Source organism: Peribacillus sp. JNUCC 23 (assembly GCF_053653995.1).
Window position 1 is genome coordinate 2,012,143 of record NZ_CM132202.1, and the last position, 13,454, is coordinate 2,025,596.

Genomic DNA, 13,454 nt, shown 5'->3' on the forward strand with positions numbered 1-13,454 from the left:
ACTAAAGATATTTTCCCATAAATAAAAACTGTGGGTTTGGATGCAATAGAAAACGGCAGCGATACTTTGCTGCCGTTTTCATTTCTAATTATGTTCTTTACTATCTTTTGCTTGTTTCGCCATTTTTTTATGTATTTCTGATTCAATTGCCTGCACATGATCATCTTCAAGTTTTTGCATTGGTTGAGGATGAAACCATTGAATTTCTCCTTCATGAACAAAGCCTTTGTATTCATCTCCTTGTACTTGTAAAGTGAATTGTTGGCGTTCATGTAGCCGGTCTTCAAATGCTGGGATTATTTCAAAATCTTTAATTCCACTAGAAACGCCGTATTGACTCATTAATTCATATATGGTATTTTCAATAATTTCTACTTTACCTTCACCAATCATTTGTTTTGGATGAGGATGAAGCCATTGAATCTCATCCTTATGAAAATGACCTTTAAACACATCTTCCTGAATCTTAAAGGTAAATGCGTGACGCTGATAAACCCGATCCTCAAACACTGTTTCTACTTCAAAATCTTTAATTTCAGACATACTTAGCCTCCTTAAGAAAGTTTCTAAATAAGTATGTTCCCTAGCTTATACTAAATATCCTAGTTTTGCAAGAAAAGGGAGTGTATTACCAAAAAATAGAGTAATATTTCATTAATATGATATATCTGTGATATTTGGTAATGTTACTTCAATTAGGTGGGAATGCTGTGCTAGGATTTTTGAATCAAAGTTTTGTAAAGTAAGCATTTATAGGGTGAATACCATCTGCGTTGTTTCGAAAAGCTCCGGTAGTGAATGTACCCCGATTGTTCGCTTCATATAGAATTCGTATAGTCTTCCATAAATCTCAAGAATGATAAGATTTGTTGTATAAGAGGAACTTATTGAGGACTTAAAACAAATACAGAAAAAGAAACTTATTAGGAGATAAAAAATCTGAGAATCATTTAGATCCAATCCATAGATTATTAATGGGAAATCGTGTACTCTGTAAAAGTATGTTTTACAGCACTTATTTTTTACATACAGATATAAGACAATGAAGGTTCTTCTAATGAAGATATAACTTTGTAGGGAATCATATTTCAAGACAGAAATTGAACAGGAAAGAGGAAAGGGAAGAATGGAAACACGAAGCTATAAGCAGTCTACGATTGTAGCGCTTCTGCTTGCAGGAGCGTTTATTGCAATATTGAATCAAACACTTATGATTACAGCAATACCGCCGATTATGAAAGAAATGAATGTTACGGCGAATAGCGCTCAGTGGCTAACGACCGTTTTTATGTTAGTGAATGGGATTATGATACCGATCAGTGCCTTTTTATTGGAGCGTTTTTCAACGAGGCAGCTCTTTATATCCGCGATGAGTATTTTCGCTTTCGGAACATTAGTTGCGGGTGTCGCTCCTAACTTTGAAATGCTTTTACTTGGAAGAGTGATACAATCAAGCGGAGCCGGTGTGATGCTGCCGCTTATGCAAACCGTATTTTTAATGATTTTTCCAGTTAATAAGCGCGGAGCAGCAATGGGTTTAGTTGGACTCGTCATGTCCTTTGCACCGGCGATTGGTCCAGCCTTGTCAGGATGGGTAACCTCTCATTATTCTTGGAGGCTCTTATTTTTCATAATACTACCGATTGCTCTTATTGATATCTTGATTGCATTTTTTGCAATGAAAAATGTGACAGAGGTAACTAAACCAAAAGTAGATATCCTGTCAATTATTTTTTCTTCTTTCGGGTTCGGAGGATTACTTTACGGATTTACGTGCGCTGGAAATAATGGCTGGCTAGCCACAAGTACGCTCGTCACGCTAGGGTTAGGTGCATTTGCACTTGTGCTATTTATTACAAGGCAATTGCGATTGGAACATCCAATGCTTGAATTCCGGGTGTTTAAGAATTCTATTTTTCCGCTAACGGTGCTCGTTGGAATGATTACCTTTATGGGATTAATCGGGTCAGAGACGATCATCCCACTATTTATGCAAAACATGAGGGATTTTACAGCATTTGAAGCAGGCCTAGCCCTATTACCCGGAGCACTAATTACCGGTTTGATGTCACCTATTACAGGGAGAATTTTTGATAAAATCGGTGCGAGATGGCTAGCGCTTACGGGCTTAACGATTATTACAGTGTCTTCGTTTGCCTTATCGAATTTAAGTCCCTCCACATCCTTTACGTTCATCACGATTATGTACGGAATTCGAATGTTTGGTTTATCGATGGTAATGATGCCGGTCGCAACGGCAGGATTAAACCAACTGCCGAAACGGTTGATTGCTCATGGAGCAGCCATGGACAATACCATGAAAATGATTGCGGCGTCGGTCGGTACTGCTATTCTTGTCACTGTAATGACTACGACGGCTGAAACAGCCCAACAACGTCCGGAAATCTCTAATCCAGATATGTACGGAGCAAATGTTGCGTTTATCGTCATCTCGATTCTCTCATTAATAGGCGTAATGATTTCTTTTTTCATAAAAAACAAGAAGTCACCGGAAGAAGTAAAGGAAAAACAATCTGAGGATGGAAGTGCAAATGAGCAGTAATATCACGTATTCTTGCGTTCCATAAACCGAAGATGAAAAGGGTTCTTGATACTCTTTTTATCATTAATTCGAACTTGTGAGAAAAGCCATCTTCCCCTTTATACCTAAATTCCTTATGATGGGTTTAGAGGGGAATTAAGGAGGCTTTAGATGTTATTGTTTTTCAAAATTTTTGTATGGTCGATATTTGCTGCTTTGGTCAGCTATGTCATTTTATCTTGGAAATACCAGGAACAAATTAGGAATAAGATAGAAGTAATCCGGAAAACATGGTATCTTTTATTTGTTTTAGGTGCAATCATTTATTGGAGCATGTACCCTACAAGTATTTTTGTCGATTGGAACTATTATTTGATTATTGCCCTCGTATTTGTGTTGATTGATATGTTTGTTTTTCTTAGTATGTATTTTACAAAAATTGGAGACAACGAATTGTCCTTTGCATCGAAGGCGATTGCTGAAAGTGATCAATTAATTACGGATAATCGGGAAAAACTAAAGAATATGTTTCAATTATTAAAGAAAGAGGGAATACCAGAATATTACCAAACTAATTCGGAATATTTGGCCTATTTGGGAATCCTTCTTCAAGCTTATGTCGAGAAAGACGGAATGAGCGTTCAAATCCATCCTTTTAGGACAGAAGAGGAGAAACAATTGGCGTTAAATGGATATCCTCACTTGAATGAAAGTGCCATCCGTGCTACATTGGAAAGAGAAGATACGTACTATAATGACGATGAAAAGATGGCTCTACATCCTGTAAGTCTTTTAACAGAACCTTTTATAATAAAAATAAAATCTCGCAATTTTGTATCAGAAGTGGATTGTTTACTGATTGCTTTGCTGATTATGATGTTCGATATGGTTATAAAACATAGATAAGGGCGGTGAAGGATCTTGAGTATTTATAACAAAGCCAATGAAAATGACACTGTTGCTGTAAGAAAACCAAAGGTGAAAATCCCAGAGGTCAGTTTAAGTCCACATACAAAAAAGGTCATGGAACAAAATGAACGCATTATCCTAAACCAAAAGACTAAAGCGCCGAGATTAAAACGACTAAGAGAAATATGGTAAAAAAATAGAGGATGCCCCATATGAATGCCCCGCATTTATTACATACAGTTAATGAAGTGAAAGTAACACTAAAAACTGTGTGATGAATACGAGGTCAGACACTTATGGGACATCCTTATTTTTTCATGGTTTTCATAATATTACATATACTATAAAAAACATATATGACGGAGTGGAATCATTTGAACAGAAAACCCGAGAGAGTGAACATACCGGTACCTTCAACATCTCCATCGGAAAGAAAAATTCATGAGCAAAATGAATCTGTAATAAGGCTTCTCAGGAATTTAAAAGAAAAACGCAGGATTTTCGGAAAATGACTTTTTTTTAACAGGCTGTAATAACCCCAGAATTACCATCAGTGGGACTAAAAATGCTTCACTGATGGATGGTGCTTCGCTTTATTTATAAATAGTGCTAGGTATTATAATTACTGGCTGTCCAGAAGAATAGGGTGCTACTTCATATGATTGAAAAATCAAAGCGATACCATCATCAACAAAATAAAATGCATGATCTTTGGTCACCTTAAAGGCATTTAATGTATCACTGTCAGTAAAAAATACATCTGGATGCTGTTTGATATATTCTGTGGCATAAGTTGTTACCTTAGCAAAATTGGCATCATTTATAATAATATCATCAAGCTTATACCGTTTGCCGTTATCTGTATTGAAATTATAAGTCGTGACTACTGTATTTCCGTGGGCACCCCCAGAAAATTGATAATCATATATCAAAATGCTGATTTTATGATCTTTATTAAATAATACTTTATAACTCGAATTATATTCATATTGACACGCAGAGGGCGCTTCTTTACAAAGGGGATCGCCTTGGATTTTTTCCATGGACTTCTTTAATTTCTGATAGTCATTATACGAATTTTGTATATGTTTTTTTAAAATAGCATTGATTTTGTTTTGAGCCGTTTTGTTCTTTAAATCAGATATTTGGGGATAAGTTAAAAAATCTAAATCTTTATATGTGTGTGCCATAACTTTAACTGGAGCACTGGCATAAGATTTTGCTGAAGATAGTGCGAAGAAATTCAATAGGAAAAAAATAATCATCACCAATAAAGCTTTCAATACGAATGGTTTTCTCATAGAATGCCTCCAATAATTTGGTATATGCTGTTAAGCTAAGTATTCTTTAAAAAGGTGTTCTTTATCCAAAGGGAAGTAAGATAAAGATAATTTTTCAAAACAGCATAAAAAAAGAGAGTTATTTATGATCGATAAAAACTCTCCATTAAATAAATTATAGGATTCATCAATACAAGCATCATCATCATGTATAATCGGTTCCAAACAGTGTCCTTATCTTCGGAGATTCAGATCTGTAAATTCAGCTTCAAGAAAATCTGCTTGTTGGTGCGAAAGTTTAATTGTGACTTCATTATTGTTTTCATCGGAAGCTTTAAAAAGAACGTAGCTATCGACTGAATTACGCAAAGTCACATTGCTTAGTGTTAGATTCATATTAATAAGTTCATACCTGGCTTTCATAGTTAAAAGAGTTCTCCGAATGCACTTCAATAGTATGTGTCCATTATATTTTACTTGATGATGTATAAATATACAATTGTTCTACTTACGAAATTACTGAAGAAATAGTGAAATATAAGATCTATTTTTGCAAGTGGCTAGTAAAATTATTTGTATAGCTATGATACTAGTAATACGAATCGTTCGTTAAGTAATTTGGAAGGGGAAAGACCATGGGAAACAAAATTGCGATTGTAACGGGTTCATCCAGCGGATTTGGATTATTAACTTCATTAGAATTGGCCAAGCGAGGTTTTCAAGTTATGGCTACGATGAGGAATCTGGAGAAGAAAGCTGAACTAATAGAGAGGGCAGAGTTGGCTGCAATTGCTGATCGGATTGAAATCTATGAGTTGGATGTTACGTCTGAAGCTTCGATACGTCGGTTGAGAGATTGTATTGAAATGAAAGGAAGAGTAGATGTATTAGTGAATAACGCTGGGTATGCGGGTGCTGGATTCGTGGAAGATATTCCGATTGATGAATATAGACAACAATTTGAAACGAATGTCTTGGGTGTAATTGCAGTAACCCAGACTGTACTTCCTTTTATGAGAAAACAAGGCAATGGGAAAATCATTACAATTAGTAGCATTAGTGGTACAATGGGCTTCCCTGGATTATCTCCCTATGTTTCTTCGAAGTTCGCTATTGAAGGATGGAGTGAATGTCTTCGTCTAGAGCTGAAGCCGTTTGGAATAGACGTTGCCCTCATTGAACCAGGCTCATATAAAACCAATATTTGGACAAATGGAAAACACATAACAGAAAAATCTCTACATAAAAATTCCCCATATCATGAATATCTCATGAAAATGGAAAACTACCTTAAATCTAGCGAAAGTTCATATGGCAATCCAATAGAAATCGCTGATAAGGTTGCAAAACTATCGACAAGTAAAGAAATGAAGCTCCGTAATAAAATTGGAAGAGGCGTTACATTAAGTATTTTACTAAAAAGCATACTTCCATGGAGAATTTGGGAGAAAATGATCTTAACGCGATTGGATAAGTACTAATAGGATTTATTTTACTTTTCCTAGGTGACAAAAGAAATGACCAAAATAGGGTGGGAACAGATTGGATAATCATAAGCAAATACCAACTTTTATATACACGTATGCTTGTCGTATGGATGAGCGTGCACTTTGTTACATGGAGATGCGGTCTTTATTTGGGATCGAGACGAAAACAAATATTTTGAAAACAGGTATTAAAGTCGATCCGAGCCGGAGTCCTTTTATAAAAGAAAGAATTGACGTCATATTTGAAGGGGATGACCTATCAGAAATCCTAGAGCAGGTTCAATCTATTGAATTGCATGAATCGACATTCAAAGTGAATTTTGTGAAAATTAATGACCTTGATAAATCGGAGCAAATTGAATATAAGGATCGTCGTAAGATAGAACGAGAATTAGGTTTACGAATCAATGGAGAGTTCGATATCCATCAACCTGATTATGAGTATGGCGTAGTGACCAAGGCTGGGCGTTGGTACTTTGGAAACTATCGAAAAGGTGAGTCCATTTGGCTTCGCCATCAAAAAAAGCCTCATGAATATTCGACTGCGCTCAGTACACGTGTAGCAAGAGCTGTTGCTAACATTGCGGTACCGAATCCTGATGGGGTTCAAGCGATAGATCCATGTTGTGGTATTGGGACTGTTTTGGTTGAAGCACTGTCCATGGGAATTGATATTGTCGGGCGCGATATAAACCCACATATTATAGATGGAATAAATGAAAATATTGCCTATTTCCATCTTGAAGGCGATGTAGCATGTGGTCCAATTTCAGAAGTATCAGAGGATTATGATGTAGCCATTATTGATATGCCATACAATTTGTTTACACATGCTACACCTGAGGATCAACTATCCATTCTAAAACATGCCCGCCGTATTGCTAGTAAAGTAGTCGTGATATCGATTGAAACAATTGATCAGATGATTAAAGACTCTGGATTTGAGATTACAGATCGATGTATAGCTAGAAAAGGATTATTTTCAAGACAAATCCTTGTTTGTGAATAGTAGAGAGATCCTCATACAGGATGAATGATGCGTAACGCGATTTTGATTGACAGAGCAATAAACATGGGTAATCACTCAATTGAATGTATGAAAATATGATAGAGAAACTCTCACTTGATGACGTCGAACTTGTAGTTTGACGTCACCAAGTAAAAAAACTGTTATTTTACTTGATAACAGTTTTTTCTTTCTCTCTTCTATACATCCTGAAAATCTTTCTTTGTCCTCGTCTGTTATCCTCCTGCATTTTTATGTTAACTTTAATTTTTTGAATATAAACCGTGATTGACTACGCTAAATTTTTAACATGAATTGAGATTGTTTATAAACTTCTTTTATTGCATTAATAATGGGACATTTTCTTGGGGAAGATGGTATTTATTCTGTTAGCTCAAATGCGCGAAACAGTTAATCAATGATACTTAATTTAAAAACAAGTTAAAAAGTGTAAGAATACCTAACGTTTGATATTGAACAAATAGTCTTCATACAATATAATGGTAAAAATAGTATATTTTGATTGGTGAAGGAGGCGTTTTATTGATTTTTGGCTATTATTTTCAATTCTATCCAACTTCATACGGGTAAGATACATGAATGGAATGATTATGTACGTGTATTTGTTAAAAAGTCAGAAAATTAAAAATTTTATTTCTGGAGATTTTCGATTGATTAGACATAAAGAGACAACTGTTTTGGTGGATAAGGAATCAAACTCATCGGTTCTTGCGTGCATGAATGAATGTATGTTTTTCATTAAAAATTCCTAGAATCACTTCTACATACTATAACACCTCTTTAAAATGATTAAATAAATCATTAGTAATTGTCTTCACTTCTTCACATTATTATTTGTTCAGTATGAAAAATGTAGACGAGATATCTTGTACCCACCTTATTAATAATAGAAAGGATCGTGGAACTATGACTGAGTTTATAACCAAATTAAGTGATATTATTTGGGGGCCACCGCTACTAATTTTATTAGTAGGAACTGGAGTTTATTTAACATTTCGTATATCTTTCCTTCAGTTTAGTAAACTACCATATGCTTTAAAACTCGCTTTTTCAAAGAATCAAGATCAATCTTCAGAGGGTGACATCTCTCACTTTCAATCATTAATGACGGCTTTGGCTGCTACGATTGGTACAGGTAATATTGCGGGTGTAGCTACTGCCGTTGTCTTAGGTGGACCAGGTGCAGTATTCTGGATGTGGATTACGGCACTTGTTGGAATGGCAACCAAGTATGCTGAAGCGATCCTTGCAGTAAAATACAGAACAGTTGGAAAACGTGGCGAAATGGCTGGTGGTCCCATGTATTATATTGAAAGAGGGTTAGGATGGAAATGGCTAGCTGTTCTATTTGCTCTTTTTGGTGCCATTGCTGCGTTTGGTATAGGTAGTACAGTTCAATCCAATTCTGTAGCTGCCGCAGTTGAATCTAGTTTTGGTCTAAACCCTTGGATAACGGGTGCGATATTAACGATTGCAACTGCCCTTGTTATTTTAGGTGGTATTAAAAATATCGGTAAAGTTACAGCATATTTTGTACCGATTATGGCCATTTTTTATGTAGTTGGTGGACTAGTTATCATTTTATTTAATATTACGGAAGTTCCTGCAGCCTTAGCTTTGATTATTAAAGATGCGTTTACAGGGGAGGCGGTAGCGGGAGGTGCGATCGGTGCAGTTATTCGTTATGGCGTAGCTCGCGGAGTATTTTCTAATGAAGCGGGTATGGGATCTGCTCCAATTGCGGCAGCTGCGGCTAAAACCGATCATCCAGGACGTCAGGCACTTATTTCGATGACTGGAACCTTTCTTGATACGATCATCGTGTGTTCGATAACTGGTATAACGTTAGTAATGGGAGGGTTATATACGGATAGCAAATTATCTGGTGCTGCATTAACTACCAAAACTTTCGACCAGATGCTTCCAGGAGTTGGTGGGTGGATTGTTACGATTGGTATTATCTTTTTTGCTTATTCCACCGTATTAGGATGGGCATATTATGGAGAGAAATGTTTTGAATACTTATTTGGAATTCGCTCAATCATATGGTACAGGATTTGTTACACTTTATCTGTCGTTGTTGGTGCTGGTATGAGCCTCGGGTTGGTGTGGACCATTGCTGATGTCTTTAATGGATTAATGGCGATTCCGAACTTGATTGCTCTTGTTGCTCTGGCCGGAGTTGTAGTATCAGAAACAAAAGATTTTAATAAAATATTGGCGCAGGAAAAAAGAGAGAAAAAGAAAAATGTCGATATCACACATTCCACATAATAAATAGGATAATGAGAAAAGAGGCTAACTAAAAGTTGATACTTTTGGTAACCTCTTTTTTGTTTCCTAATACATATCATTTAGAAAGTATTTCAAGGAAAAATTTAATTGAAGTATAATTAATTATTGAAGAATAGTTCATTGTTAAGCTATTTTAACGAAATAATAATTGTTCCACCATTTGGAATAAACATTAGGTGGGGTGGTCAACAATAATTTATTAAAATAGGAAGTAATGCCCGTTTTCAAGGAGCAGATTTCATTTATTCCTATGCGATCAAACTCCAAGATCTTTTAAAAGCTATGCGCTATTAGTCTTGAACTTTTGTATTCATGACTTGAATAGTCAGATGAAAGTATAATCAAGTTTCAAGTTATTGGATGACCTGTATACATTGGGTGATGTCGTACATCAGAGCTAAATAACATTTTGTCTAGGTTTCGTTAACCAAACGTTAATCCCAACCTTTTTACATATCGTTACATAATGCATCATGGTTAGTAAAATAGCTCCTGTGTTCATGCCTAAAATAACACCAGTCATATTCAAAGAGGCTTGAGATCCTAAGAGATACATCAGCATAAATGAAATGATGTGGGACCATACCGTATGGATGAAAGCGTCTTTCACTAATCCTAATCCGATTAAATAAGCCTGCATCGGGATGATGAAGAAGTGGAATAAGAAATAAGGTCCTAAAAGTTTTAAGTAGACCGCTGCTGTAGTCGAAGAAAAAAAGAGTGAAGTTAATGGTTCTGAAAATAGGTACATAATGAAGACAGCAGGGAATCCATAAAGTAGTGTTAAGGACATGGATTTTTGCAATAAATTCCTTAATTTCTGGTAATCTTGCTTGGCATAAGCGTCTGATACATTCGGAATGAGCATAATCATCAATGAATGTGCGATAAAAGCAGGGAAAAAGCCGATTGTCATAGCGACTCCCATCAACATCCCAAAATGTTCAGTCGCCATAACGGCACCAAAACCAGCTGATAGTAGGGCTGAGTGAATTAAAAAAGGCTGGATGGCATTGGTAATGGCGTGAAAAATACGAAGTCCCACGGTGGGAACCGATACAGCAAGCAGCTTATAACGTGCATGTTTACCTGAAATCATGGTATTCGAAACTTTTCTCATCGTTTGCATTTGAATGATAAATAAGCTAATCAAATAGAGAAACACAATGAATTCACTAGCAATTAATATAATCAACGCACTTAGTAGCGATTTTTCTTGGTCAAATTGTAGAAAATGAAAGATAAGTAAGAGCAATAGAAATTGAAAGCCTTTTTTTAGGAAGTTTGAAAAGGCGATTTTCCCCATTTCTTGAACACCCATGAAATACCCTCTTGCGATCGTTGAAAAAGCAGCGATCGGGATTAACCCAATTAGTAGCCATTTTACATATGGATGGAAGTTATTCAAAACATTCGAAAATGATACGACGATTAATATTAAAAGAAACGTAATTAGTATCGCGTATCCAGCTAATTTGAGGGCATGCTGTAGTAAACTATAATGAAGTTTTGGTCTATTTTCAGCGACGAATTTTGAAATGGAAACCTGTAATTCGAAACCAGAAATAATATAAGCCAAGAAAATGATTGGCAGTATAGACATATAAAGTCCCATTCCTTCTTCACGAAGTTCCCTAGCAAGGATCATATTGACAAAAAATTCAACACACTCCCCGAAAAACGCTGCAACAATCAATATAATGGTCCCTTTGTAAAAAGATTTCATGCTGACTCACTCCCAATAGGTCTTTGTATAAAGATATGAGACAGGCTTTGGATTATTCTTATGTCAAAAAGAAGAATGAATGATAAAGTGGAAATTGTGTAAATTATTGCCATGAAAACAGAGGTTATGCCGTACAAAATGTTACGAAGTTCTGTAATCGTAATGATGTGATTAATGCTATACTTGAGATAGATTCGATATCTAAAAGGAGTGGAAATCCCATGAAGTACATGAAATCGCAAATGAAACAGTTGATCAAAGACAATGAAGAATTACAAAAGCGCTTAAAAGAGTTGATGGAAGAACACGAACTTGAGAAAAATTTTGCCCTTAGAGCTTTGTACCATTCAGAAGTTGCTGAAGGAGGAAAGTATCAGTTGGCATACCAAAAACTTGACTTACCCAAGGGGTAGGTCATTTTTAAAAATTCGTACTTAAGACTATTTACGGAAAAATAACAAGCTCATTTATATTCATTACGATGAATAGTGCCACTTGAAATCATTATAAGGATTGTGAATAGTTGTACTTAAACTAACAAGCAGTTTAGTTGAACAAGAATGAAGATACATAGGGGGATCAGATATGATTGATGTTGGTTGGCTTAATATTGGCAGTCTCGTGCTTGGAATAATTGCTTGGCTACTTCCTGTTGTTAATCTCATACGAGATAAAAAGCAGGACAATAAGAATTGGGTCGCTCTTTCCATTATGAGTATTAGTGCTTGTGCTATTTCGCTATGTTTCCAAATTTTCTATAACTATCATCTGGTAAAGATTGAGGATTGGGGTGCTCTTATGGACACAATGTATGCTGTGGCGTTTGCCGCAACAGTTCTTCTCATCGTTACCATCATATTAAATGGAATTAATCTGATTGTATATCGTAACAGAACAGCAAAGTAGGATGTAAATTCCAGTCTGTAAGGTTGAAATAATTAATTCATAATGCAAAAAGGATTAATTCACACTTTTCTTAACGAAGATTGTGAAAGGGTGTACCTAAGGTAACAGGGTCTTTGGTTCAATAAGTATAGTAAAATATTACATCAAAAAAACGCTCAGATTTCTGAGCATTTTTATTTTCCATTTATATTTCCAATGTGCTACTGATATATATGCTGATTAGTATGATATTTCCATTGTTTTCCCCATCAACCGAACTCGTTAGAAGCTATCCCCCTGTGCTTTTTGTCGCTTGAGAGAGTTTGATTTCTCTGATCGAATGCATGTGATTAGATGAATCTCTGGACTACCCTATCGATAATGCTCTAACAAAGAGAAGAACTCTTTAACAAAATGATAAAAGACTTGTTCAGTTGGCGCCAAGCTTCTATTTTTTGAAGTGATAACCCCTACGGTCCTTTGCACTTGTGGTGTATCAATCGGTATTTTTACAGTGAAACGTGGTGTTGTTTCATAAAGTGTCCCATCCGGTAAGATGCTCAGCCCTATCCCTGCTGAAACGAGACCCTTTATTGCATCCATATCTTCTCCCTCTGCAATGATGTTTGGTGCAAAGCCTGCTTGTAAGCAAGCATCTACTGCTATTTTCTGAAGGACATATCCTTTGGGAAATAATACAAAGTCGTCATTTCGCAATTCGCTAAGGGACAAGCTCTTTTTCTCTGCCAAAGGATGACTAGCAGGGACTAAAGCGGAAAAATTTTCAGAAAATAAAATATCAGCCTTAATATCTGGTTCATTTGTCGGAACAGGACCAAGCAAAGCTAGCCCGATATCTCCATTTTTAACAGAATCTATTAAAAATGCATAGGAGCCTTGACGGAGGTGATAGGAAACGTTCTGGTATTTTGCTTTAAAAGCGGAAATGACCGTTGGTAGTGTATGGTTTGCTAAGCTAGTTGGATAGCCGATTTTTATCGTTCCGTTTTCCGGATCTAAGTACTCGTCAACCTTCTCTTTCGCGTAATCAACGGCCTTAATCGCTGCTTTTGCATGAATTAAAAAAATTTTTCCGATTTGCGTGAGTTTAACATTTCTACCGACGCGCTCAAATAAACTCACACCAAGTTCTGCTTCAAGTTTAGAAATTTGTAAACTAATTGCAGATTGCGCTACATGTAGATGATCTGCAGCGGCTGTTACATGCTCCCGTTCAGCGACTTCGATGAAATAGATTAATTGACGCAGTTCCATTACTTCCCCTCCTTTATTCTTTTTCGAG

The 13,454-nt window shown here is 36.1% G+C and carries 12 protein-coding genes; 8 read left to right on the forward strand and 4 right to left on the reverse strand.

Annotated features, from left to right (window positions below; all coding sequences use genetic code 11):
• Positions 1-84: 84 nt before the first annotated feature.
• A complete protein-coding gene (locus tag JNUCC23_RS09690; RefSeq protein WP_403073727.1) occupies positions 85-543 on the reverse strand; it encodes a hypothetical protein in 459 nt (152 codons plus the stop codon).
• Positions 544-1,126: 583 nt separating this feature from the next.
• On the opposite strand from JNUCC23_RS09690, the gene JNUCC23_RS09695 reads away from it, so the two are divergent.
• The 3 genes from JNUCC23_RS09695 to JNUCC23_RS09705 all read left to right on the forward strand — a co-directional run bounded on the left by JNUCC23_RS09695 (position 1,127) and on the right by JNUCC23_RS09705 (position 3,643).
• Positions 1,127-2,563, forward strand: a complete 1,437-nt coding sequence (locus JNUCC23_RS09695) for a DHA2 family efflux MFS transporter permease subunit (RefSeq protein ID WP_454215491.1) — start codon at positions 1,127-1,129, stop codon at positions 2,561-2,563.
• Between the two features lie 150 nt (positions 2,564-2,713).
• The gene (locus JNUCC23_RS09700; protein ID WP_062180335.1) at positions 2,714-3,448 is read left to right on the forward strand and encodes a type II toxin-antitoxin system SpoIISA family toxin; all 735 of its coding nucleotides are present in this window, start codon (positions 2,714-2,716) and stop codon (positions 3,446-3,448) included.
• A 15-nt stretch (positions 3,449-3,463) separates the two neighbouring features.
• Entirely contained in the window at positions 3,464-3,643 is a 180-nt protein-coding gene (locus JNUCC23_RS09705; protein ID WP_062180332.1) for a hypothetical protein, read from the forward strand.
• Positions 3,644-4,044: 401 nt separating this feature from the next.
• Here JNUCC23_RS09705 and JNUCC23_RS09710 read toward each other — a convergent pair whose 3' ends face one another.
• A complete protein-coding gene (locus tag JNUCC23_RS09710) occupies positions 4,045-4,752 on the reverse strand; it encodes a DUF3298 and DUF4163 domain-containing protein (protein WP_062180330.1) in 708 nt (235 codons plus the stop codon).
• 614 nt (positions 4,753-5,366) lie between these two features.
• Between JNUCC23_RS09710 and JNUCC23_RS09715 the strand changes: the two genes are divergently transcribed.
• From JNUCC23_RS09715 to JNUCC23_RS09725, 3 genes are all read left to right on the forward strand, one after another.
• Complete coding sequence (locus JNUCC23_RS09715; protein WP_403073737.1) at positions 5,367-6,212, forward strand: oxidoreductase; 846 nt, start codon at positions 5,367-5,369, stop codon at positions 6,210-6,212.
• Positions 6,213-6,273: 61 nt separating this feature from the next.
• Positions 6,274-7,227 (forward strand): TRM11 family SAM-dependent methyltransferase, encoded by a 954-nt coding sequence (locus JNUCC23_RS09720; RefSeq protein WP_454215495.1) that lies wholly within the window; start codon positions 6,274-6,276, stop codon positions 7,225-7,227.
• A 924-nt stretch (positions 7,228-8,151) separates the two neighbouring features.
• Positions 8,152-9,519 (forward strand): alanine/glycine:cation symporter family protein, encoded by a 1,368-nt coding sequence (locus tag JNUCC23_RS09725; protein WP_403073741.1) that lies wholly within the window; start codon positions 8,152-8,154, stop codon positions 9,517-9,519.
• A gap of 418 nt (positions 9,520-9,937) precedes the next feature.
• Here the strand turns inward: JNUCC23_RS09725 and JNUCC23_RS09730 are convergent, their stop codons facing one another.
• Positions 9,938-11,266 carry an oligosaccharide flippase family protein gene (locus JNUCC23_RS09730; RefSeq protein ID WP_403073743.1) on the reverse strand — a complete coding sequence of 443 codons (1,329 nt, stop codon included), beginning with the start codon at positions 11,264-11,266 and terminating at the stop codon, positions 9,938-9,940.
• Between the two features lie 221 nt (positions 11,267-11,487).
• Between JNUCC23_RS09730 and JNUCC23_RS09735 the strand changes: the two genes are divergently transcribed.
• On the forward strand, positions 11,488-11,679 hold the full coding sequence (locus tag JNUCC23_RS09735) for a hypothetical protein (protein WP_062180305.1): 192 nt from the start codon (positions 11,488-11,490) through the stop codon (positions 11,677-11,679).
• Positions 11,680-11,851: 172 nt separating this feature from the next.
• Complete coding sequence (locus JNUCC23_RS09740) at positions 11,852-12,172, forward strand: hypothetical protein (RefSeq protein ID WP_062180302.1); 321 nt, start codon at positions 11,852-11,854, stop codon at positions 12,170-12,172.
• Between the two features lie 351 nt (positions 12,173-12,523).
• Here the strand turns inward: JNUCC23_RS09740 and JNUCC23_RS09745 are convergent, their stop codons facing one another.
• Positions 12,524-13,426 carry a LysR family transcriptional regulator gene (locus JNUCC23_RS09745; protein WP_403073746.1) on the reverse strand — a complete coding sequence of 301 codons (903 nt, stop codon included), beginning with the start codon at positions 13,424-13,426 and terminating at the stop codon, positions 12,524-12,526.
• Positions 13,427-13,454 lie beyond the last annotated feature (28 nt).